This window comes from Bradyrhizobium arachidis (assembly GCF_015291705.1).
Lineage (GTDB): Bacteria > Pseudomonadota > Alphaproteobacteria > Rhizobiales > Xanthobacteraceae > Bradyrhizobium > Bradyrhizobium arachidis.
Window position 1 is genome coordinate 4,508,014 of sequence record NZ_CP030050.1, and the last position, 23,197, is coordinate 4,531,210.

Consider the following 23,197-nt stretch of genomic DNA (forward strand, 5'->3'; position numbering starts at 1 on the left):
CCGTGATCGGGACTGCCCACAGATTGCTGCTGCAAGGCGTCGCCGCCATTGCGCTCGCCCTGGCGAGCACGGACGCGTTCGCCGGCGCCAAGGACGAGAGCGCGGCCGAATGGCTGTTTCCGAAATGGTTCAACGAGTGGCATGACGGTCTCGCCAACAAGGGCCTCAACTTCGGCGCCACCTACATCGCGGACAACATTGCCAACGTCTCCGGCGGCGTGAAGCGCGGCGCCATCCATTTCGGCCGCCTCGACCTGTCGGTCGATGCCGATCTCGACAAGCTGGTCGGCTGGACCGGCGGCCGCTTCTACGCCAACGGCTTCGTGATCTACGGCCAGGGGCTCTCGCGCAACTACGTGGTGAATCTCGCGACCATCAGCGAGATCGAGGCGCTGCCGGACCAGCGGCTCTACAACGCCTATTTCGAGCAGAGTTTTTTCAACGACCGCCTCAACATTAGGGCCGGTCAGCAGGCCGCCGACGTCGAGTTCTTCGACAGCCAGACCGACGACCTCTTCATCAACGGCACCTTCGGCTGGCCGGCGATCAAGGCGAGCAACCTTCCGGCCGGCGGCCCGGCGCCGCCGATCGCGGTGCCCGGCATCCGCGTCAAGGCCACGCTGTCGGACCAGGTCACGCTGTTCGGCGCGGTCTTCAACGGCGATCCGTCCGGCCCGGGCGATCAGGATCCGCAGCTGCGCGATCATCACGGCCTTGCCTTCCGCGTCAACGATCCGCCCTGGGTGATCGGGCAGGTGCGCTTCAACTACGACATCGATATCGGCGGGCGTCCGCTTGCCGGCAATTTCACGCCGGGCGCGTGGAAGCATTATGGTTCGTTCGACAGCCAGCGCTTCACGGTGGAAGGGCAGTCGATCGCCGACCCAGATGGCAGCGGCATTCCGGCAAGGCTCCGCGGCAATTACGGCATCTTCGCCGTCATCGAGCAGGTGCTCTACCGCCCACCGGAGGTCAAGGACAACACGACCTCGGCCTCGCTCCCGGGTGTCACCGCGTTCGGCCGCATCGCCTACAGCCCGCCGGACCGCAACCTGATCGATCTCTATCTCGACGGCGGCATCGGCTTCGTCGGCTTCACGCCGGGCCGTCCGCTCGACCGCTTCGGCGTGGCGATGGCCTATATGCGGATCTCGAACACCGCGCGCAATCTCGATGTCGATACGAATTTCTACACCGGCGTTGCGGGGCCGGTGCGCAGCAACGAGACCCTGCTCGAGATGATCTACGAGGCGCACATCAAGCCGGGCTGGCTGATTGCACCTTACTTCCAGTACGTGTGGCGCCCCTCCGGTGGCATCCCGAATCCGAACGATCCGACCGGCCTCTCGCGGATCGGTGACGCCGCAGTGTTCGGCGTCACCACCACGATCAGGTACTAGGCCATCGCGGGCTTCGGCTCGGCCTTCGGTTGCCGCGACAGCGCCAGCACGATCAGCGAAGCGAACACGCAGAGCGCGCCGGCGATGAAGAACGCAGGCAGATAGCTCTGATAGACCGTCCGCGAGAAGCCGGCGCCGAACGCAGCGGTGCCGGCGCCGAGCTGGTGACCGGCAAAGATCCAGCCGAACACCAGATTGGCGCGCTCGGGTCCGAACTTCTGCGCCGTGAGACGCACCGTCGGCGGCACCGTCGCGATCCAGTCGAGCCCATAGAACATCGCGAAGACGGACAGGCCGTAGAACGAGAAATCGCTGAAGGGGAGGAAGATCAGCGAGAGCCCGCGCAGGCCGTAATACCAGAACAGCAGATAGCGGTTGTCGTAGCGGTCCGAGAGCCAGCCCGACATGATGGTGCCGAAGAAGTCGAAGATGCCCATCGCAGCCAGCAGGCTCGCCGCCTGCACCTGCGGGATGCCGAAATCGAGGCACATCGGGATCAGGTGCACCTGGACGAGGCCGTTGGTGGAGGCGCCGCAGACAAAGAAGGTCGCGAACAGGATCCAGAATGCACTCGACTTCGAGGCATCGCGCAGCGTGCCGAGCGCCACGCCCGTGATCGAGCCGTGGTTGACCGGCGGGGCGGGCAGGGGTGCCGTGCCTTCGTCGCCGAACGGGCGCAGGCCCACGTCGCTCGGCCGATCGCGCATCGCGAGCAGCACGGCGAGGGCGGAGACGCCGAGCGCGATGCAGACGAAGCCGAGCGCAAGCCGCCAGCCGTAGCGTTCGGTGAGGCTTGCCAGCAACGGCAGGAACACGAGCTGGCCGGTGGCGACGCTCGCGGTCATGATGCCGACGACGAGGCCACGTCTTGCTGCAAACCAGCGCGTTGCGATGGTGGCGCCCAGCACCAGCGCGGTCATGCCGGTGCCGATGCCGATCACGACGCCCCACAGCGCGATCAGCTGCCAGACCTGCGTCATGCCGAGCGAAGCGACCAGCGCCGAGACCACGATCAGCTGCGCCGCCAGCGTGACGTTGCGCAGGCCGTAGCGGTTGAGCAGCGCCGCCGCGAACGGCGCCATCAGCCCGAACAGGATGAAGCGGATCGACAGCGCGGAGGAGATCTCCGCCGTGCTCCAGCCGAATTCCTTCTGAAGCGGGACGATGAACACGCCGGGCGCACCGACCGTGCCGGCGCTGATCAGCGCGGTGAGGAAGGTGACGCCGACCATCACCCAGCCGTAGTGGATGTTGCGGCGGCCGAGTGCCGCCGCGAGCCAGTTCGAGATCATTGGGCCTCAATCTTGGTTGGCAGGCTTTGGGAGACCTGCGTCATCGTTGCAGTCTGGCACGGAAGAGGGAAGTCTGAAATGACAGACTTCCCTCAATTCAGGACATCGGAGATTCAGGACATCAGGCGTTAGAGCATGATCCGGAAAAGTGCGCAGCGGTTTTCCGAAAAGATCATGCTCAAACCATAACCTAAAGCGCGACGATTCATCCTGATCTCATCGCGCTTTAGTGCGTCAGCCGCTCCACCGCGATCGCGGTGGCTTCGCCGCCACCGATGCAGAGCGCCGCGACGCCGCGCTTGAGATTGTTGGCCTCGAGCGCATGCAGCAGCGTCACGATCAGCCGCGCGCCAGTGGCGCCGATGGGATGGCCGAGCGCGCACGCGCCGCCGTTGATGTTGAGCTTGTCGCGGGGAATGCCGAGGTCGCGCTGCGCCGCCATTGCCACCACGGCGAAGGCCTCGTTGATCTCGAACAGGTCGACGTCGGAGGCAGCCCAGCCGACCTTCTCGAGCAACTTGCGGATCGCCGGGATCGGCGCGGTGGTGAACCATTGCGGTTCCTGGCTGTGGGTAGCGTGGCCCTTGATCTCGGCGATGGCAGGCAGGCCATTGCGATCGGCCAGCGAGCGCTTGGTCAGCACCAGCGCGGCGGCGCCGTCGGCATTGGCGGAGGAGGCGGCCGGCGTGATCGTGCCGTTGGCGCGGAACGCCGCCTTCAGCCCGGGGATTTTTGCCGGATCGACCTTCAGCGGATGCTCGTCGTTGGCGATGATGCGCGGGCCGGCCTTCTCGGCCAGCGTGATCGGCGCGATCTCGGCCTTGAAGGCGCCGCCCTCGACCGCCTTGCGGGCGCGGCTGAGCGTCTCCATCGCATAGGCGTCCTGGTCCTTGCGGGTGAACTGGTAGGCCTCGGCGGTGGCTTCGCCGAAATCGCCCATGGAGCGGCCGGTCTCGTAGGCGTCTTCGAGGCCATCCATCATCATGTGGTCGATGATGCGGTCGTGCCCCGCGCGATAGCCGCCGCGGGCCTTGGCGAGGAGATAGGGCGCGTTGCTCATGCTCTCCATGCCGCCGGAGACGACGATCTCGGCCGAGCCGGCGCGAATGATGTCGTGCGCCAGCATGGTCGCCTTCATGCCGGAGCCGCAGACCTTGTTCACGGTGGTGGCGCCGGTGGCATCGGGCAGACCGGCTGCACGCGCGGCCTGCCGCGCCGGCGCCTGGCCCTGACCGGCCGGCAGGACGCAGCCCATGAAGACCTCATCGACCTTCTCCGGCGCAAGCTTGGCGCGCTCCAGCGCGGCGCCAATCACATGCGAGCCGAGCTTGTGCGCGGCAAGCGGCGACAGCTCGCCCATGAAGCGGCCGAGCGGGGTGCGGGCGGCGGAGACGATGACGACGGGATCGGCGGCTTCGGCCATGACAAAACTCCCTGGCGATGATGAATAAGATTATGACCATCATATGATGCGACGCAAAAAATGCAACCGCGCGAGGGATGAGAAAATGTCGTGGGTCGGATGAGATTTGGTCGTTCGATTGGGGAGTGGGGCGCGGTGGTCGTTCCGCATACCGCCGTCATCGCCCGCGAAGGCGGGCGATCCAGTACTCCGAGGCAGTCGTGATTGAGCCGACGGGCCGCGGCGTACTGGATGCCCCGCCTTCGCGGGGCATGACACCGCCTTTGGAGCGGTGACGGCTCACTACCGCAGGAAAACCTACCGCTTCCGGTCGACAAACGCCTGCATCAGCCGCGTCGGCTCGTCCGTCAGGAACGACTCACCAAAGACCTTGACGCTCAAATTCACCGATTCCGTCAGCGGCAATTCCTCCCATTGCCGCAGCAGCGCCTTCTGCGAGCGCAGCGCCTCCGGGCCGCATTCGAGCAGGGCATTCACCAGGTGCTCCACGGCGGCGTCCAGCCCACCTTCCGGTGCGACCTTATCAATTAGCCCCCACGCCAGCGCGGTTGGCGCGTCGATGTTCTCCGCCGTCATCACCAGCCAGCGCGCGCGGGCCCAGCCGATCAGGCGCGGCAACAGCGCCGCGTGGATCACCGAGGGGATGCCGACGCGCACCTCCGGCATGCCGAAATGCGCATCATGCGCGGAGATGCGGAAGTCGCAGGCGGCTGCGACCTCGAGCCCGCCACCGAGGCACCAGCCGGGCATCCGCGCAATCACGGGGGCGGGGAACTGGCGCACAGCCTCGCACAGATCGCGCAGGCGGCTGATGAAGGCCTCGGCTGACTTCTGGTCGAGCTTGGCCATCTCCTTGATGTCGGCGCCCCCGATCATGCTCTTCTCGCTCTGGCCGCGCAGGACCAGGACGCGGATGCTGCGGTCGGACGAGAGCTGCTGCAGGCCTTCGTGCACCGCGTCGGTCACGGGCGAGCCCAGGATGTTGAGCGAGCCGGCGTTGCAGATCGCGACATGAACGACGCCGCGCGCATCGCGCGTCACGCCGCAGTGATTGTTGAGCATTTCCATCTTGGCATCTCGAAGGTTTCGTGGACAGGCGCGAGGCGCGCACGTCGGCATCACTTCCGGGCCGAAACGCCCTTCTTGTCAAGCGGGCAGGGCAGAGTTGCCAGTGCGAAGTCCGTGGCATAGTATGACGTGCATCATTCAAAGAGGCCGCCATGACCGAACTTGAGCAACTCGACCTGTTTTCGCCGGCGCAGCGGCGCGAGCGCGTGGTGGACTGGCAGGTGCCGGCGCCGGTTGCGAAAGTGGCGATGGGGCTGTCCGGCATGGACGCCATGCTGGGCATCCGTGATGGCCGGCTGCCGCCGCCGCCCTTCGCAAAGCTGATCGGCTTCGTCATGGCCGTGGTCGAACCGGGGCGGATCGTCATGGAACTGGAGCCGCGCGAGGATCTGGAAAATACCATCGGGCTGCTGCATGGCGCGACGGCGGCGGCGCTGATCGACACCGCCATGGGCTGCGCCATTTCGACACGTCTGGAGGCTGGCCAATCGTCCGTGACCCTCGACCTGAAGATGACGTTCCTCCGCCCGCTGTCGGTCCGGTCCGGGCTGATCTCGGCCGAAGGCAAGATCATCAAGCTGGGCCGCCAGACCAGCTACACCGAGGGTTTTGTGCGCGACGGCAAGGGCGCGCTCGCGGTCCATGCGACTGCAACCTTTTCGATGATCGGGAATGTCTAAACACGAATTAATGCACCGCCTGGTTCATTTCTGTGTTATGAGATGATCTTCGACATCCAATGAGATCCGCATGCGCTATTCCCGGGAACACAAGCAGGAAACCCACGACCGGATCGTGAAGAAGGCCTCGGTGCGGCTGCGCGAGAAGGGCGCCCATGGCATCGGCGTCGCCGATCTCATGAAGGAGGCGGGCCTGACCCATGGCGGCTTCTACGCGCATTTCGACTCCCGCGAGGCGCTGGTGATCGAGGCCTTCGCCTATGCCATGGACCGCTCGATGGAGCATTGGCGCAAGCAGTCCGATCAGGCCGCGCCGGAGAAGCAACTGGCCCAGATCGTCGAGACCTATCTCTCCGCGCTGCATCGCGACAATCCCGGCCATGGCTGCTCGATCCCCGCGCTCGGCGCCGAGATCGCCCGTGAGAGCCCGAAGACGCGCAAAGCCTTCGCCGGCAAGCTCGATGAGATGATCGAGATGATGACCAGCTACATCCAGAACCAGCCGCGCAAGGCAGCGCGCAAGCAGGCGATCGCGACGCTGGCGACGATGGCGGGCACCATGCTGCTGGCGCGCATCGCCGGCTCCAGCGAACTGTCGGACGAGGTGCTGAAGGCGGGCAAGGACAGCGCGCTCGAGGGCGCGAAGCGCGAGCCGAAGGTGACGGCGCCGAAGAAAGCGAAGCAGAGCTAGGCCGAGATGCCGTAGGGTGGGCAAAGCGAAGCGTGCCCACGACTTCGTCATTGTCGGAGAGAGATGGTGGGCACGGCGCTTTGCGCCTTTGCCCACCCTACGGAAGCTGTGCTATCGCCCCGCAAACAACGCTCGCTCGCGCTCCACGATCTCGCCGATGTAATCCGCAACCGCCCGGATCCGCGCGAGGTCCTTGCTGTCCGCGTGCATCAGCATCCAGAACGTCCGCGTGATCGAGATCTCCTCCGGCAGCACCGCCACGAGCTGCGGATAGTCGGCCGCCATGAAGTGCGGCAGCACCGCAATGCCGAAGCCGGCGAGGGTGGCATTGAGCTGCGCGATCAGATTGGCGCTGCGGAAGCGGGCCGAGATCCGCGGCGACACCTGCGGCAGATAGTCGAGCTCGGGCGTGAACAGTAGCTCCTCGATGTAGCCGACGAAACGGTGCTGCGGCAGGTCCTGCCGCGAGGCGATTGTCGGGAAGCGGTCGAGATAGGCGGGGGCGGCGTAAAGCCCGAGGCGGTAATCCAGCAGCTTGCGGCCGACGATGCGGCCTTCCTTCGGCATGGTGAGGCTGATGGCGATATCGGCTTCGCGCTTGGAGAGGCTGAACAGCCGCGCGGTCGCCACAAGTTGCAGATCGAGGTCGGGATAGCGGTCCGCGAACGGCGCCATCCGCGGCGCCAGGAATGCGGTGCCGAAGCCGTCGGGCGCGCCGATCCGCACCGTGCCGGTCAGCCGGGCCACGGAGCCGCCGACCTGCTCCTGGTTGGCGACGATGGTCGATTCCATCGCTTCCGCGCTGTCGGCGACGCGCTGGCCGGCCTCGGTCAGGAGGTAGCCGGTCTTGCGCCGGTCGAACAGCTTGGCCGAGAGGTGCTTTTCCAGCCGGTCCACACGGCGGATCACGGTTGCATGATCGACGCCGAGCTGTTTTGCCGCAGCCGACACCGAGCCGCCCCGCACGATGGCCAGCACGAAGCGAAAGTCGTCCCAGTCGATGCTACCTTGATCCAGCATTTTCGCACATCTATGGTGCAATATCTCAGACTTGAATCCTATAAAATGCAGGTCAATAGGATTTGTCAAAGCGTTCAAGCTCGCCCTCAAGGAGATCATTCCATGCGTTCAGTCGGACATTTCATCGGTGGCAAGGAAGTGAAGGGCACCTCCGGCCGCACCGCCGACGTCTTCGAGCCGATGACCGGTGACGTCCAGGCCAAGGTCGCGCTGGCGTCCAAGGCCGAGGTCCGCGCCGCCGTCGAGAACGCGCGCGCAGCGCAGCCCGAGTGGGCCGCGACCAACCCGCAGCGCCGCGCCCGCGTCATGATGAAATTCGTCGAGCTGGTGCAGCGCGATTACGACAAGCTCGCCGAGCTTCTCGCCCGCGAGCACGGCAAGACCGTTCCCGATGCGAAGGGTGACATCCAGCGCGGCCTCGAGGTCGCGGAATTCGCCTGCGGCATCCCGCACCTGATGAAGGGCGAGTACACCGAGGGCGCAGGCCCCGGCATCGACATCTACTCCATGCGCCAGCCGCTCGGCGTCGTTGCCGGCATCACGCCGTTCAACTTCCCGGCCATGATCCCGATGTGGAAGTTCGCGCCCGCCATCGCCTGCGGCAATGCCTTCATCCTCAAGCCGTCGGAACGCGATCCTGGCGTGCCGATGCTGCTCGCCGAGCTGATGATCGAGGCGGGCCTGCCGGCCGGCATCCTCAACGTCGTCAACGGCGACAAGGAAGCGGTCGACGCCATCCTTGATGACCCCGATATCAAGGCCGTCGGATTCGTCGGCTCCACGCCGATCGCGCAGTACATCTATGAGCGCGCCGCCCAGACCGGCAAGCGCTGCCAGTGCTTTGGCGGCGCCAAGAACCACGCCATCGTCATGCCCGACGCCGATATGGACCAGGCCGTGGACGCGCTGATCGGCGCCGGCTACGGCTCGGCCGGCGAGCGCTGCATGGCCGTCTCCGTCGCGGTGCCTGTCGGCAAGGCCACCGCGGATCGCCTGATGGAAAAGCTGATCCCGCGCGTCGAATCCTTGAAGATCGGTACCTCGATCGACCCGTCGGCCGATTACGGTCCGCTGGTCACGCGCGAGGCGGTCGAGAAGGTCAAGAGCTACATCGACATCGGCATCAAGGAAGGCGCGACGCTCGCCGTCGACGGCCGCGGCTTCAAGATGCAGGGCTACGAGAACGGCTTCTATCTCGGCGGTTCGCTGTTCGACAACGTCACCAAGGACATGCGGATCTACAAGGAAGAGATTTTTGGCCCGGTGCTCTCGGTCGTGCGCGCGCACGACTACAAGGAAGCGCTGGCGCTGCCGTCCGAGCATGACTACGGCAACGGCGTTGCCATCTTCACCCGCGACGGCGACGCCGCCCGCGACTTTGCGGCCAAGGTGAATGTCGGCATGGTCGGCATCAATGTGCCGATCCCGGTGCCGATCGCCTATTACACCTTCGGCGGCTGGAAGAAGTCCGGCTTCGGCGATCTCAACCAGCACGGCCCGGACTCGGTCCGCTTCTACACCAAAACCAAGACGGTGACCTCGCGCTGGCCGTCCGGCGTCAAGGAAGGCGCGGAGTTTTCGATCCCGCTGATGAAGTAAGGCTGTAGCCCAGCCCGTCATTGCGAGCGCAGCGAAGCAATCCAGACTGTCACCGCGGAAAGACTCTGGATTGCTTCGTCGCTCCGCTCCTCGCAATGACGAGAACAGTGAGCAGCCGAGTATGCAGTTCGCTCTGAACGAGGATCAGGTCGCGGTTCGCGATATGGCATTGGCGTTTGCGGCGGAGAAGATCGCGCCGCACGCGCTGCGCTGGGACGAGGAGAAGCACTTTCCCGTCGACGTGATGCGCGAGGCAGCAAGCCTCGGCATGGGCGGCATCTACATCCGCGACGATGTCGGCGGCTCCGCCATGAGTCGGTTCGACGCGGCGCTGATCTTCGAGGCGCTGGCGACGGGGTGCCCGACCACCTCGGCCTTCATCTCCATCCACAACATGGCGAGCTGGATGATCGATGCCTACGGCAGCGACACCCAGCGCCACCAATGGCTGCCGAAACTGTGCAGCATGGAGCTGATCGCAAGCTACTGCCTGACCGAGCCGGGCGCCGGCTCGGACGCGGCGGCGCTTCGCACCCGCGCCGTGCGCGACGGCGATCATTACGTCCTGAGCGGCCAGAAGCAGTTCATCTCTGGGGCCGGCGGCACCGATCTGCTGGTCGCCATGGTCCGCACCGGTGGCGATGGCCCCGGCGGCATCTCGACGCTTGTGATTGATGGCAAGACGCCGGGCGTGTCCTTTGGCGCCAATGAGCGCAAGATGGGCTGGAACGCGCAGCCGACCCGCGCGGTGATGTTCGAGAACGCTCGTGTCCCGGTCGCCAATCGCCTGAGCGAAGAGGGCGTCGGCTTCAAGATCGCGATGGCGGGCCTCGACGGCGGTCGCCTCAACATCACGGCGTGTTCTCTGGGTGGCGCCCAAACTGCGCTCGACAAGGCGCGCGTCTACATGAAGGAGCGCAAGGCCTTTGGAAAGCGCCTCGACGAATTCCAGGCGTTGCAATTCCGCCTTGCCGACATGGCGATCGAGCTCGAGGCCGCGCGCACGTTCCTGTGGCGCGCTGCGGCGGCGCTGGACCGCAAGGACCCCGACGCCACCATGCTGTGCGCGATGGCGAAACGCTTCGGCACCGATGTCGGTTTCGAGGTCGCCAACCACGCGCTCCAGCTTCACGGCGGCTACGGCTATCTCAGCGAATACGGCATCGAGAAGATCGTGCGCGATCTGCGCGTGCACCAGATCCTCGAAGGCACCAATGAAATCATGCGGCTCATCGTGGCGCGCAAACTGATCGAGGGCGCGCGATGAGTGCAGTGGGGGAGGGCGATCTCATCGTTCGCCGCGAGGGCGCGGCGGGCGTGATCCGGCTCAACCGCCCCAAGGCGATCAACGCGATGACGCTGGAGATGTCCGAGGGCATCGACGCGGCGCTCGATAGGTTCGAGACTGATCCTGAAGTCGCAGTGATCATCCTCGAAGGCTCCGGCGAGCGCGGCCTCTGTGCCGGCGGCGACATCCGCGGCCTCTGGGAGAGCTCGCGCGAAGGCGGCGATCTCGGCGCGCGGTTCTGGCGCCAGGAATACGTCATGAATGCGCGGATCGCGAAATATCCGAAGCCGTATGTCGCGTTCATGGACGGCCTCGTGATGGGCGGCGGCGTCGGGCTGTCGGGCCATGCTAGCCATCGTGTCGTCACCGATCGCACCAAGCTGGCAATGCCCGAGGTCGGGCTCGGCTTCTTCCCCGATGTCGGCGGCACCTGGTTGCTGTCGCGCTCGCCCGGCGAGATCGGCACCTATTTTGGCCTGACCGGCCAGACCATGAACGGCCCCGATGCGATCCACGCCAAATTTGCGGACGCCGTGGTGCTGGCCGCCAAGTGGCCGGAGCTGCGCGAGGCGCTGACCAAGGTTCGCCGGGGCGCGACGGCTGCCGACGTCACCAAGCTCATCAACGGTTTTGCGACCGGCGAGACTGCGGGGCCGGTCGCCGCCAAGGAGCCGATCATTGACGCGCTGTTCGGCTTCGATCGCATGGAAGACATTTTTGCCGCGCTCAAGCGCGACGGCTCGGAGTTTGCGCTGGCCACGCTGAAGACGCTCAACGAAAAATCGCCGCGCGGGATGGTAGTGACGCTGAAGCTCTTGCGGCTCGCGCGTACAGCGTCGAGCCTGGAAGAGTGCCTGGTGCGCGAATATCGCGCCGCATGCGAGGTCTTCCGCAGCGACGATTTCCGCGAGGGCGTGCGCGCCGCCGTGATCGACAAGGACCGCAATCCGACCTGGTCGCCGCCGCGGATCGAGGATGTCACGCCAGAGATGCTGGCGCCGTATCTCGCCGAGATCGGCAGTGATGAGCTGAAGTTCAACTAACAACGCGACAGCGGAGGAAACGACAATGGCCACGATCGCATTCATCGGTCTCGGCAACATGGGCGGCCCAATGGCGGCCAACCTCGTCAAGGCCGGCCACAAGGTGGTGGCGTTCGACCTGGTCGAGGCCTCCCGCAACCAGGCAAAGGCTGACGGCGCCGGCATCGCCGACAGCGCGGCCGGAGCCGTGAAGGGCGCCGATGTCGTCGTCACCATGCTCCCCGCAGGTAAGCACGTGCTCGGCGTCTGGAACGAGGTCGTTCCTGCCATGACCAAGGGCGCGCTGATCATCGACAGCTCCACCATCGACGTCGAGAGCGCGCGGCAGGCGCACGCGCTCGCGGCCAAGAACGGCGTGCTCTCGGTCGATGCGCCGGTCTCCGGCGGCACCGGCGGCGCCAAGGGCGCGACGCTGACCTTCATGTGCGGCGGCGAGGAGGGCGCGTTCGCGGCGGCAAAGCCTGTGCTGGAGAAGATGGGCAAGAAGATCGTCCATTGCGGCGGCGCCGGCGCGGGGCAGGCCGCCAAGATCTGCAACAACATGATCCTCGGCATTTCCATGATCGCGGTGAGCGAGGCATTTGCGCTCGGCGAAAAGCTGGGCCTCTCGCACCAGGCGCTGTTCGACGTTGCCTCGACCTCGTCGGGCCAGTGCTGGTCGCTGACGACCTATTGCCCGGTTCCGGGCCCGGTGCCGACCTCGCCGGCGAACAACGACTACAAGCCGGGCTTTGCCTCGGCGCTAATGGTGAAGGACCTGACCCTGGCGCAGGACGCTGCCAAGGCCGCGGGCGCCGCGACGCCGCTCGGCAAGCATGCGCAGGAGATCTATCAGTCTTTCGACGCAGCCGGCCAGGGCGGGGTGGATTTTTCCGGAATTATCAAGCACGTTCGCAGCCTCGCTGGAAAATAGCGAGGCTTTGCCCGTAGCCCGGATGGAGCGAAGCGAAATCCGGGACGGTTCCCTCGAATGGCGCGACCGGCCCCGGATTGCGCTTCGCTCCATCCGGGCTACGCTCGAAGATCAATTCGACGGGCCCGGACCATGACGACATTTCAGGAAGCGCGCGCGTTTCTGCTTCATAACCGCACGGATTACGAGACAGCGGTCAAAGGCTTCCGCTGGCCCGATCCAGTTCCCTTCAACTGGGCGCTCGACTGGTTCGACGAGCTCGCGAAGGATGCCGACGCCAAGGATCGCCCCGCGCTCTGGATCGTCGATGCCGCGCAGGACAAGCAGACCAAGCTGTCCTTCGCGGCGCTCTCGCAGCGCTCCAACCAGGTCGCAAATTTCCTCCGCGCGCAGGGTTTGAGGCGCGGCGATCATCTCCTGCTGCTGCTCGGCAATGTGGTTCCGCTGTGGGAGACGATGCTGGCGGCGATCAAGCTCGGCGTCGTCGTGATTCCCGCAACCACGCTGCTCACCGCCGAAGAACTGCGCGATCGGCTCGATCGCGGCAAGGCCAAGGCGGTGGTGGCGGCCGAAGATCAGGTCGCGAAATTCGCAAGCCTTGGCGCCGAGAATGTCGTGCGCATCGTGGTCGGCGCTGCCTCGGATGGCTGGCTTGCCTATGACGAGGCGGCGAAAGCGCCCGAGAGTTTTACGCCCGACGGCCCGACCAACGCCGACGACCCGATGCTGCTCTATTTCACCTCGGGCACCACAGCAAAGCCAAAGCTCGTGCGGCACAGCCAGCGCAGCTATCCGGTCGGGCATCTCTCCACCATGTACTGGATCGGGCTCAAGCCCGGCGACGTCCATCTCAACATCTCGTCACCCGGCTGGGCCAAGCACGCCTGGAGCTGCTTCTTCGCGCCGTGGAATGCGGGCGCCACCGTGTTCGTGGTCAACCAGCCGCGTTTCGATGCCAAAGGACTGCTCGCCACCATCGGCCGCTGCGGCGTCACCACGCTGTGCGCGCCGCCGACGGTGTGGCGGCTGTTCATCCAGGAGAACCTGTCCTCGTTCAAGGTGGTCCTTCGCGAAGTCTGCGGCGCAGGCGAGCCGCTCAATCCTGAAGTGATCGACCAGGTGCAGGCGGCCTGGGGCCTCACCATCCGCGACGGCTACGGCCAGACCGAAACCACCGCGCTTGCCGGCAACTCGCCGGGGCAGCCTATCAAGGTCGGCTCGATGGGCCGCCCGCTGCCCGGCTATCGCGTGCAGGTCAGCGATGCCGATGGTCATCCGGCCAGGGAGGGCGAAGTGGCGCTGCTGCTCGGCGCGGACCGTCCGGCCGGCCTGATGCAGGGCTATCAAGGCGACGACGGAAAACTGTCGGGCGCAGAGGGCGCGCTCTATCGCAGCGGCGACGTTGTCTTCGCTGACGAGGACGGCTATCTCACTTTCGTCGGTCGCTCCGACGACGTGTTCAAATCGTCCGACTATCGCATCAGCCCGTTCGAGCTGGAGAGTGTGCTGCTCGAGCATGAGCTCGTCGCGGAAGCCGCGGTGGTCCCGAGCCCCGATCCCATTCGGCTCGCGATCCCCAAGGCCTTCGTGCTGCTGACCTCGGGCGCGGAACGCTCGCCGGAGACGGCGCTCTCCATCTTCCAGCACCTGCACACGCGCCTTGCACCGTTCAAACGCATCCGCCGGCTCGAGATCGTCACCGAGCTGCCGAAGACGATCTCTGGCAAAATCCGCCGGGTGCAGCTACGACGGCTGGAACGCGACGATGACCGGAGCGATCCGCTGCGCGGCCGGGAATTCCGCGAGGAGGATTTTCCCGAGCTGCCGAAAACACGGGGCGAAACTTAAGTGAGATTTCGTCATTCCGGGGCGCGCGAAGCGCGAGCCCGGAATCCATTTCGCACCAGGTTCTGCGGCGCGACGGATTCCGGGCTCGATGCTCCGCATCGCCCCGGAATGACGGCATGAGGAGCTAGTAATGAACGAAGTCTGGAAGAAGCCGCCGATTACGCTGGAGGCCTATCAGGCCATGGTCGGCAAGGAGATCGGCGTATCGTCATGGCACCTGGTCGATCAACCCCGCATCGACACCTATGCCGACGTGATCGAGGATCACCAGTTCATCCATGTCGATCCGGAGCGCGCCAAGAAGGAGACCGCGTTCGGCACCACCATCGCGCACGGTTTCCTGACGATGTCGCTGCTGTCGATCATGTCCTACGAGGTGATGCCTGTGATCGCGGGCACCACGATGGGCGTGAACTACGGTTTCGACAAGCTGCGCTTCATCTCGCCGGTGCGCTCGGGCAAGCGCGTCCGCGGCCGTTTCGTGCTGGCGGAAGCCAAGCTGCGCAAGCCCAATGAGCTCCAGTCCCGCACCAACGTGACGGTCGAGATCGAAGGCGAGGACAAGCCGGCGCTGGTCGCTGACTGGCTCGGCCTGATCTATTTCGCCTGACTTGAGGCGTCGTTGCCGGGCTTGACCCGGCAACCCATCGCTGCTCAAAAGCTGCATAATCCACGCTCGGTGCGCCCTCTCCCCCTGCGGGAGAGGGTGGCGAAATCGAGCGGAGCGAGATGAAGCCGGGTGAGGGGTCTCTCTCCACTCGCTCATCTGCCGAGACAACCCCTCATCCGGCGCTTGCGCGCCACCTTCTCCCGCAAGGGGAGAAGGAAGAAAGGAAGCACAATGGCAATCAGGTTCGACGGACGCGTCGCCATCGTCACCGGCGCGGGCAATGGTCTCGGCAAGGCGCATGCGCTGGCGCTCGCCAGCCGCGGCGCAAAGGTCGTGGTCAACGATTTCGGCGGCGCGCGTGACGGCACCGGGGGCTCGCTCTCGCCGGCGGAAGCCGTGGTCGAGGAGATCCGCAAAGCCGGCGGCACCGCGATGGCCGACGGCGCCGACGTCTCGAACTTCGAGCAGGTCACCGCGATGGTCGAGCGCGCCACCAAGGAGTGGGGCAGCGTCGACCTGATGTGCGCCAATGCCGGCATCCTGCGCGACAAGTCGTTCGGCAAGATGGAAGCGGCCGATTTCCAGAAGGTGCTCGACGTGCACCTCGTCGGCACGTTCTATTGCTGCAAGGCGGCCTGGGCCGGCATGCGCGACCGCAACTACGGCCGCATCGTGCTGACCACCTCGTCCTCCGGCCTCTACGGCAATTTCGGCCAGGCCAATTACGGCGCGGCGAAATCCGGCATGGTCGGCTTGATGAACGTGCTCGCCGAGGAAGGCCGCAAGAACAACATCCGCGTCAACATCATCTCGCCGACCGCGGCGACCCGCATGACCGAAGAGCTGCTGCCGCCGCAGGCGCTGCAGCTGATGAAGCCGAACGCGATCACGCCCGCCGTCGAGTACATGCTGAGCGAGGACGCGCCGACCCGCACCATCATGGGCGCCGGTGCCGGCTCCTTCGCCGTGATCAAGATCATCGAGAGTGAAGGCATCAACCTGCCGGAGTCCGAGTGGACGCCCGATGCGATCGCCGCGCATTTCGCGGAGATCAGCGACATGTCGAAGGCCAGGGCGTTGCAGGGCGCGTTCGAGCAGACGCAGAAATACGTGGCGCAAGCCGCGGCACGGGCGGGGATCAAGCTCTGACTGACGTCGCCGTCATCGGTGCCGGTCCCGCCGGGCTGATGGCGGCCGAGGTGCTGGCGCAGGACGGCGCCCGCGTCACCGTCTACGACGCGATGCCGTCAGCGGGCCGCAAATTCCTGATGGCAGGCCGGGGTGGGCTCAATCTCACGCACAGCGAACCGCTGCGGGAGTTCATGGCGCGCTATCGCGAGGCCGCGCCGAAGCTGCAAGCCGCGATCGACGCCTTTCCGCCCGACGCGCTGCGCGCCTGGAGCGAAGAGCTGGGCGAGCCGACCTTCGTCGGCAGCAGCGGGCGGGTGTTTCCAAAGGCGTTCAAGGCCTCGCCCTTGCTGCGCGCTTGGCTGCGGCGGCTCGATAGCGCCGGCGTCCGGTTTGCCTTTCGGCATCGCTGGACCGGCTGGGATGCTGAGGGGCGGCTCCAGTTTCAAACACCTGACGGCACGGTCGCCATCGGGGCTGGCGCCACCGTCCTGGCCCTCGGCGGCGCAAGCTGGCCGCGGCTCGGATCGGACGGTGGCTGGGTCGATATCCTCGCGGCGAAAGGCATCGCTATCTCAAAGCTGCGGCCGGCCAATTCCGGCTTCACGGTCGCATGGTCCGAATTGTTCCGCGGCCGTTTCGAGGGCCAGCCGCTCAAGGGCGTGGCGCTGACGATCGGCGCGCACACCGTGCGCGGCGAGGCGATGATCACGCGCGGTGGCATCGAGGGCGGCGCGATCTACGCGCTGTCGGCCGAATTGCGCGAGGCGGTGTTGGGCCTCGGGCAGGCGAAGCTGACTATCGCATTGCGGCCGGACCTCGACGCCGCCGGGCTGACCACGCGCCTGTCAGGCACGCGCGGCAAGCAGTCCCTTGCAAACTTCCTGCGCAAGGCGGCGCAACTATCACCCGTCGGTATCGGCCTGATGCAGGAGGCAGCCATTGCGTCGGGGCGGCAACTGGCCTCGTTCTCGCCGCCGGAGCTTGCGCATCTGGTGAACGCGATTCCGGTTCAGCTCACCGGCGTCGCCCCGATCGACCGCGCCATCTCGACCGCCGGCGGGGTCGCTTTCGACGAGCTCGACGACCAGTTCATGCTGCGCAGAATACCCGGCGTGTTCGCCGCCGGCGAGATGCTGGATTGGGAAGCCCCGACCGGCGGCTATCTGCTGCAGGCGTCGTTCGCGACAGGGGCGGCCGCGGGCAGGGGGGTGCTAAGCTGGCTCAAGAAATCGTAGGGTGGGCAAAGGCGCGAAGCGCCGTGCCCACCATCTTTCGAAATTGCGACGAGAAGTCGTGGGCACGCTTCGCTTTGCCCACCCTACCGCAGCGCAGCCCTACCGCAGCTTCCCCCGCGCGGCCACCGGCAGGGTGCCGATGATCTCCTCGCCGCGCACCATCACCACCTCGTCCATCATGTTGACGACGACGCAGACGTGGTTCGGCACGATGCGGACGACGTCGCCGACGTTCGGGCGCGTATTGCTGCGGGAGAGGTCGAGGAAGCCGTGCTCCTCGGCGAACTTCGCGATTTTGGCTTCGGGGTGCTCCAGGATCAGGCCGTGGCCGTCGAGGCCGCCGGTGTCCGTGGTCAGCGTCTTCGAGCCGGCGTCAAGGATGCCGCGCTCGGGCGCGGCGCGGCTCACCACGGTCGAATAGACGTGCAGAGCACAGTCATCCCAGGTGGCCGAGCCGGCGGCGACCTGCATGCGGTCGTTGTAGATGTAGGTGCCGAAGCGGTGCTCGGTGCCGCCCTTGAGCTTGCCGAGGTTGACGAGGTTCGGCGTGCCGCCAGTCGAGACGATTTTTGCATCGAGCCCGTGCGCGCGCACGCCGGCGAGCGCTTCGTCGAAAAACTTCTGCGCATCGCCCCAGCCTGTCTCGGTCGGGTAGAGCATGAAGCCGGCAAATTCGAGCCCCTTCGACCCCGCGATCTCGTGTGCCAGCGCGATCGCTTCCGCGGGCGTCTCGACGCCCGCGCGCTTGCGGCCCGTGTCGCATTCGACCACCACCGAGAGCGGGCGGCCGGAAGCTGCGGCGGCCTTCGGCAGGCCGGCCACCACGGTCGAATTGTCGGCGGCGACCGTCATGTTGGTCTTGGCATTCAGCGCGCCGAGCCGCGCCATCTTTTCCTCGCCCAGCAGATTGTAGCTGATCAGGATGTCGTCGATGCCGGCATTGGCCATGATCTCGGCCTCGCCGATCTTCTGGCAGGTGATACCCTTGGCGCCGGCCGCGACCTGCATCTTGGCGATGGTCGGGTTCTTGTGGGTCTTGATGTGCGGGCGATTGGCGACACCGGCATCATCGCAGGCCTTCTGGATGCGCGCGATGTTGCGCTCGACCTTGTCCATGTCGATGACGGCGCAGGGCGTGCCGTATTCGCGGGCGATCTTGGCGGCGAGGGGAGTGGTCATATGATCTCTCTATTTCCGGACCCGTAGGATGGGTTTCGCTGCGCTCTACCCATCCTACGATTCAAGCCTGCTCTATTTCTTCGCGAAGCATTTCCAGTTCGAGCCAGCGCTCTTCGGCGGCGGACAGTTCTTCATGCGCCTTGGCGATCGCAGCCGACGTGTCGTCGAATGTCTTGCGATCCTTGGCGTAGAGGTTGGGATCGTCGAGCACGCGCTGCAATTTTGCAATACCAGCCTGAAGCGTGTCCATCCTCTTCGGCAATGTTTCCAGCGCATGCTTCTCGTTGAAGCTGAGCTTGCGCTTGGGCGCGGACGACGGAGCAGGGGCGCGCTCCTCTTTCTTTTCTGCAACAGGCTGCGCCTTCGCCGTCTCGCGCTTTAGATCCGCGCCGCGCTGGCTCAGCATGTCGCTGTAGCCGCCGGCATATTCGATCCACTTGCCGTTGCCCTCGGGCGCGATCACGGAGGTGACGACGCGGTCAAGGAAGTCACGGTCGTGGCTGATCAGGATGACCGTGCCCTCGTAATCGCCGAGCATCTCCTCGAGCACGTCGAGCGTCTCAAGGTCGAGATCGTTGGTCGGCTCGTCCAGCACCAGGAGGTTCGACGGCTTTGCCAATGCGCGGGCCAGCATCAGACGGCCACGCTCGCCGCCGGAGAGCACCTCCACCGGCGTCCCGCGCTGCTCCTGGGCGAACAGGAAGTCCTTCATGTAGCCGACGACGTGTTTCGGCTTGCCGCCGACCATGATCTGATCGCCACGGCCACCGGTCAGCGCTTCGGCCAGCGTCGATTTGGGATCGAGGCTTTCTCGGTGCTGGTCGAGCGTGGCCGTCTCCAGATTGGCGCCGAGCCGCACGATGCCGGAATCAGGCTCCGCCCCGCCGATGAGCAAATTGACCAGCGTGGTCTTGCCGGCGCCGTTCGGGCCGATGATGCCGAGCCGGTCGCCGCGCTGGATGCGGGTCGAAAAGTTCTCGACGATCTTGCGCTCGCCATAGGCCTTGGTGATGCCCTTGGCCTCGATCACCAGCTTGCCGGATTGCTCGGCTTCCGCCGCGGCGAGACTGGCGGCGCCGGCGGTGCCGCGATAGTTGCGGCGCTGGTCGCGCAGCGCGTGCAGATTGGCGAGACGCTTGACGTTGCGCTTGCGCCGGCCGGAGACGCCGTGGCGCAGCCAATGCTCCTCGTCCACGATCTTGCGGTCGAGCTTGTGCTGGTCGCGCTCTTCCTCGGCCAGCACCTCGTCGCGCCAGCTCTCGAACGAGGCAAAGCCGCGGTCGATCTGCTTGATCTTGCCGCGGTCGAGCCAGGCGGTCGAGCGCGACAGATTGGTCAGGAAGCGGCGGTCGTGGCTGATGATCACCAGCGCGCTGCGCCTGGAGTCGAGTTCCTGCTCCAGCCATTCGATGGTGGCGAGATCGAGATGGTTGGTCGGCTCGTCCAGCAGCAGGATATCGGGCGAGGGCGCGAGCACGTAGGCCAGCGCCGCGCGGCGGGCCTCGCCGCCGGAGAGATTGTGCGGGTTCTCCTCGCCGGTGAGGCCGAGTTGCTCCAGCAGGTAGCGTGCCTGGTGCTGGTCGTCGCCGGGGGCGAGCCCAGACTCGACATAAGCGAGCGTGGTCTTGTGGTCGCCGAAATCCGGCTCCTGCGGCAGATAGCGCACAGTGGCTCCGGGCTGGACGAAACGCGTGCCGCTATCGGGCTCGATCTGGCCGGCCGCGATCTTCAGCAGTGTCGACTTGCCCGAACCGTTGCGGCCGATCAGGCAGACGCGCTCGGACGGCGCGACGTTGAGCTCGACGCCCGACAGCAGCGGCGTGCCGCCGAAGGTGAGCTTGATGTCTTTCAGTTGAATCAGCGGCGGCGCCATGATCAGCCTTGACTCAGATTCTGGCTCGTGGCGGCCGCGTCAGTGCGGCGGCGCTGGATCCGGCGCAGCGTCTGGTCGAGCGCCGAGAGGAAGGCGGAACGGTCGCGCGGCGCGAACGATCGCGGACCGCCGGTGACTTCGCCGGCCGAGCGCAGATCCGTCATCAGGTTGCGGAGCGCCAGCGTCATCCCGATCGATTCCTCGGTGAACGGTTTCCCGTTCGGCGCGATCACGTCGGCGCCCGCCTTGACGCAGCGGCTAGCGAGCGGAATGTCTGATGTCACGACCACGTCGCCGGGCTTTGCCCGCTCCGCGATCCAGTCGTCGGCCGCGTCCATGCCGGTGCCGGCGGCGATACGCTCGATCATCGGGTCCTGCGGCACGCGGATAAAGTTGCCGGCGACCACGCTCACAGGCACCTTATGCCGGAGCGCGACGCGATAAATCTCGTCCTTCACCGGACAGGCGTCGGCGTCGACATAGATGCGGGTGGGGGTGTCAGTCATTGGCCGCGTGGTACCCCATTCGGGCCCCAAAGGCGAGGGGATTGACCGCTGTTCCCGGGGGCCTACGATCGGCCCCGAAACAACAAAAACACAGGGAAGATGACCCCATGCCGAACCGGCTCGAAACCTGGCGCGTCGAGGCCTACAACACCGCAAAACAGTCCGAAAACAAGATGCATGACGATACGGTGGCGCGCCGCTTCGGCTTTTCCGGCGGGCTGGTCCCGGGCGTCGACGTCTTCGCCTACATGATGCACGTGCCGATCGCCCGCTGGGGCCGCGATTTCTTCTCCCGCGGGCTGGTCGAGGCCCGCTTCATCAAGCCGGTCTATGACGGCGAGACTGCCGATGTCGATGCGACCGAGCATAACGGCCTGCTCACGATCGAGGTCTTCAGCCGCACCGAGCTTTGCGCGACGGGGACGGCCTCGCTGCCGGCGGCAGCTCCAGCGGTGTCATTAGGCGACTATGTCGATGTCCCCGTGGTGGCCGAGCGCAAGCCGGTCAGCCCCGCGACGTTCGAGACCGGCAAATGGCTGGGCACGACGCCGCGCCGCTGGGCCGGGCAGGACGCGGCCGATTATCTCGCCGACATCAGGGAGACCGACCCGGTCTTCGCGCGCGACGGGCTCGGCCACCCCGGCCTGATCCAGCGCGTGATGAACCGCGTGCTGGTGGACAACACGATTTTGGGCCCATGGATCCATGTCGGCAGCCGCATGCAGCTGCTGTCCGCCGCGCAAACGGGTGACGAGATCACCGCGCGGGCGAAAGTCACCGCGAATTACGAGAAGAAAGGCCACCGCTTCGTCGAGCTCGACGCGCTGGTCGTTGCCAACGGCACGACCCCGATTGCGCATTGCCAGCACACCGCGATCTACCAGCCGCGCGAGCAGGCGGCGGCGTGAATGCCAGTTGAGGTGGTCTTGCGCGCCCTCGTTCGTTTCGGAATAGCGCTCCTTTTGTCGCTCTGTGCGCTTTGCGTCGCGCATGCCGCTGCGCCGGTGCCCGATCGTGTGTCACTCAGCGAGCAGACGACGACGTGGAGCACCGTCAAGTTCGCCGTCGATGCGGAGAATGGCTTTGTCAGCGGATCGCTCGACAAGAGCACGATCGTCGAACGCAATTTCAAATCCTACGTGCTCGAGAACCGATATCTGAAGGTAACGCTCGTGCCCGAATTCGGAGGGCGTATTCTTTCCATGGTCTACAAGCCGACCGGCCACGAGCAGCTTTATCGAACGGAAGTCGGAGTGCCCTACGGCATGAAGGCCGGAAATTTCTACTACGACTGGCTGATGGTGTACGGCGGAATCTTCCCAACGTTCCCGGATGCCGAGCATGGCAAGACGTGGCTGAAGCCGTGGGCTTTCCGGGTGGTGAAGGAGGGCACCGACGAAGTCACGATCGTGATGTCGTTCCAGGATGACTTCGACTATTCCGCGCGGCCCAGCAAGTTCAGGGGCGCGACCGGCATCGAGGCGAACTACTACGTTACGCTGAAGGCCGATCGAGCCGCACTCGATGCGCGCGTGGTGCTGAGGAATCCGAACGACAGGGCTGTTCAATACGAGTACTGGACGTGCACGACGCTCGCTCCGGGATCGGAGCCGAAAAATCTGAGGGCAACGGGCGGCGCCGAAATCATCGCGCCGATCCGGACCTACACGACGCCTGCCTGGTCGGCCAGTCTGGCAGACGGCGACGAGAGCGCGGGTATGGGCAGGTGGCGTTTCGAGAACCTGCGCTACTTCAAGAACTGGCCAACGATGGGCATCGCCTATGCTGCACCAGATATGCAGGGCGGGAATTTCTGGGGCGTCATCAACCACGACAACGCAGAAGGCATTATTCGCATTGCGGACAATACCCTCACGCGGGGCTTGAAAATGTGGACGTGGGGGTTTCCTTCGCTGACCGGCGAAACCGATGCCCGGAAGGATCCGAGCGAGTGGCGGCCCTACGTCGAATTATGGGCGGGCGTGTCAGACCAGTTTTTCCACAGCGCAGACTTTCCCGCACGCAGCGAGGTGTCGATTCCGGAAACCTACAGCCCGACCGTCGGCATGAGCAACGTGACGCATGCGAACGAGAAGATCCTGATCAATTTCTCGGCCGAGGCGTCTCGCGCCGTTCTCGAGTTCTTCAGCATCGAACCGGCCATCCCGTTGCTTGTCACGTTGAAACGAGGTGACACGACTCTGTTCAGCGGGGCCGTGAGCGCCGATCCGAGCAACGGAAATCGCATTGCGGCAGCGATTGCCGACGGCCGCAGCGGGGAAAAGATACGGCTAACGATCACGACCACCGAGGGAAAAGAGTTGATCGCCGCCGAAACGGCGATCAACTGATCTCTTTCGAAATGCCGGTCGAAGCCGCCGGCGTTATCGGGGTCGCG

20 protein-coding genes are annotated in these 23,197 nt (G+C 65.5%); 13 read left to right on the top strand and 7 right to left on the bottom strand.

Annotated elements, in window-relative coordinates:
• The first annotated feature begins 2 nt into the window (after window positions 1-2).
• The gene (locus WN72_RS20740; RefSeq protein WP_092216752.1) at window positions 3-1,400 is read left to right on the top strand and encodes a carbohydrate porin; all 1,398 of its coding nucleotides are present in this window, start codon (window positions 3-5) and stop codon (window positions 1,398-1,400) included.
• Here the strand turns inward: WN72_RS20740 and WN72_RS20745 are convergent.
• The 3 genes from WN72_RS20745 to WN72_RS20755 all read right to left on the bottom strand — a co-directional run bounded on the left by WN72_RS20745 (window position 1,397) and on the right by WN72_RS20755 (window position 5,183).
• The gene (locus WN72_RS20745) at window positions 1,397-2,692 is read right to left on the bottom strand and encodes an MFS transporter (RefSeq protein WP_027557432.1); all 1,296 of its coding nucleotides are present in this window, start codon (window positions 2,690-2,692) and stop codon (window positions 1,397-1,399) included. The genes WN72_RS20740 and WN72_RS20745 overlap by 4 nt on opposite strands.
• A 226-nt stretch (window positions 2,693-2,918) precedes the next feature.
• Window positions 2,919-4,115, bottom strand: a complete 1,197-nt coding sequence (locus tag WN72_RS20750) for an acetyl-CoA C-acyltransferase (protein WP_092216751.1) — start codon at window positions 4,113-4,115, stop codon at window positions 2,919-2,921.
• Window positions 4,116-4,412: 297 nt separating this feature from the next.
• Window positions 4,413-5,183 (bottom strand): enoyl-CoA hydratase, encoded by a 771-nt coding sequence (locus WN72_RS20755; RefSeq protein WP_092216749.1) that lies wholly within the window; start codon window positions 5,181-5,183, stop codon window positions 4,413-4,415.
• A gap of 152 nt (window positions 5,184-5,335) precedes the next feature.
• Here WN72_RS20755 and WN72_RS20760 point away from each other — a divergent pair, with 152 nt between their 5' ends.
• Both WN72_RS20760 and WN72_RS20765 read left to right on the top strand, forming a co-directional pair.
• Window positions 5,336-5,863, top strand: coding sequence for a PaaI family thioesterase (locus tag WN72_RS20760; RefSeq protein ID WP_027557435.1), 528 nt, complete (start codon window positions 5,336-5,338; stop codon window positions 5,861-5,863).
• 70 nt (window positions 5,864-5,933) lie between these two features.
• On the top strand, window positions 5,934-6,554 hold the full coding sequence (locus WN72_RS20765) for a TetR/AcrR family transcriptional regulator (RefSeq protein ID WP_027557436.1): 621 nt from the start codon (window positions 5,934-5,936) through the stop codon (window positions 6,552-6,554).
• Between the two features lie 111 nt (window positions 6,555-6,665).
• On the opposite strand, the gene WN72_RS20770 is transcribed toward WN72_RS20765, so the two are convergent.
• On the bottom strand, window positions 6,666-7,574 hold the full coding sequence (locus WN72_RS20770) for a LysR family transcriptional regulator (protein WP_092216748.1): 909 nt from the start codon (window positions 7,572-7,574) through the stop codon (window positions 6,666-6,668).
• 102 nt (window positions 7,575-7,676) lie between these two features.
• Between WN72_RS20770 and WN72_RS20775 the strand changes: the two genes are divergently transcribed.
• From WN72_RS20775 to WN72_RS20810, 8 genes are all read left to right on the top strand, one after another.
• On the top strand, window positions 7,677-9,173 hold the full coding sequence (locus tag WN72_RS20775; protein WP_092216747.1) for a CoA-acylating methylmalonate-semialdehyde dehydrogenase: 1,497 nt from the start codon (window positions 7,677-7,679) through the stop codon (window positions 9,171-9,173).
• Window positions 9,174-9,294: 121 nt separating this feature from the next.
• Window positions 9,295-10,440 carry an isobutyryl-CoA dehydrogenase gene (locus WN72_RS20780; protein ID WP_092216746.1) on the top strand — a complete coding sequence of 382 codons (1,146 nt, stop codon included), beginning with the start codon at window positions 9,295-9,297 and terminating at the stop codon, window positions 10,438-10,440.
• Entirely contained in the window at window positions 10,437-11,504 is a 1,068-nt protein-coding gene (locus WN72_RS20785) for an enoyl-CoA hydratase/isomerase family protein (protein WP_092216745.1), read from the top strand. Before WN72_RS20780 ends, WN72_RS20785 begins: the two co-directional genes overlap by 4 nt.
• 25 nt (window positions 11,505-11,529) lie before the next feature.
• Window positions 11,530-12,417 (top strand): 3-hydroxyisobutyrate dehydrogenase, encoded by an 888-nt coding sequence (gene mmsB / locus WN72_RS20790; RefSeq protein WP_092216744.1) that lies wholly within the window; start codon window positions 11,530-11,532, stop codon window positions 12,415-12,417.
• 132 nt (window positions 12,418-12,549) lie between these two features.
• Window positions 12,550-14,265 (top strand): AMP-binding protein, encoded by a 1,716-nt coding sequence (locus WN72_RS20795; protein ID WP_092216743.1) that lies wholly within the window; start codon window positions 12,550-12,552, stop codon window positions 14,263-14,265.
• Between the two features lie 130 nt (window positions 14,266-14,395).
• Window positions 14,396-14,875 carry a MaoC family dehydratase gene (locus tag WN72_RS20800; RefSeq protein ID WP_027557443.1) on the top strand — a complete coding sequence of 160 codons (480 nt, stop codon included), beginning with the start codon at window positions 14,396-14,398 and terminating at the stop codon, window positions 14,873-14,875.
• 231 nt (window positions 14,876-15,106) lie between these two features.
• Entirely contained in the window at window positions 15,107-16,024 is a 918-nt protein-coding gene (locus WN72_RS20805) for an SDR family NAD(P)-dependent oxidoreductase (protein ID WP_092216742.1), read from the top strand.
• A gap of 38 nt (window positions 16,025-16,062) precedes the next feature.
• Window positions 16,063-17,241 carry a BaiN/RdsA family NAD(P)/FAD-dependent oxidoreductase gene (locus WN72_RS20810; protein ID WP_244553779.1) on the top strand — a complete coding sequence of 393 codons (1,179 nt, stop codon included), beginning with the start codon at window positions 16,063-16,065 and terminating at the stop codon, window positions 17,239-17,241.
• A 99-nt stretch (window positions 17,242-17,340) separates the two neighbouring features.
• On the opposite strand, the gene WN72_RS20815 is transcribed toward WN72_RS20810, so the two are convergent.
• The 3 genes from WN72_RS20815 to WN72_RS20825 form a co-directional block, all read right to left on the bottom strand.
• Window positions 17,341-18,420, bottom strand: coding sequence for a D-TA family PLP-dependent enzyme (locus tag WN72_RS20815; protein ID WP_092216740.1), 1,080 nt, complete (start codon window positions 18,418-18,420; stop codon window positions 17,341-17,343).
• 61 nt (window positions 18,421-18,481) lie between these two features.
• A complete protein-coding gene (locus WN72_RS20820) occupies window positions 18,482-20,293 on the bottom strand; it encodes an ABC-F family ATP-binding cassette domain-containing protein (protein ID WP_092216739.1) in 1,812 nt (603 codons plus the stop codon).
• A 2-nt stretch (window positions 20,294-20,295) separates the two neighbouring features.
• Window positions 20,296-20,799: a YaiI/YqxD family protein gene (locus WN72_RS20825; RefSeq protein ID WP_027557448.1), complete on the bottom strand. Its 504-nt coding sequence runs from the start codon at window positions 20,797-20,799 to the stop codon at window positions 20,296-20,298.
• Window positions 20,800-20,906: 107 nt separating this feature from the next.
• Here WN72_RS20825 and WN72_RS20830 point away from each other — a divergent pair, with 107 nt between their 5' ends.
• Together WN72_RS20830 and WN72_RS20835 are read left to right on the top strand one after the other, a co-directional pair.
• Window positions 20,907-21,707 carry a hypothetical protein gene (locus WN72_RS20830; protein ID WP_092216738.1) on the top strand — a complete coding sequence of 267 codons (801 nt, stop codon included), beginning with the start codon at window positions 20,907-20,909 and terminating at the stop codon, window positions 21,705-21,707.
• On the top strand, window positions 21,708-23,150 hold the full coding sequence (locus tag WN72_RS20835; protein ID WP_092216737.1) for a DUF5107 domain-containing protein: 1,443 nt from the start codon (window positions 21,708-21,710) through the stop codon (window positions 23,148-23,150).
• Window positions 23,151-23,197: the final 47 nt, after the last annotated feature.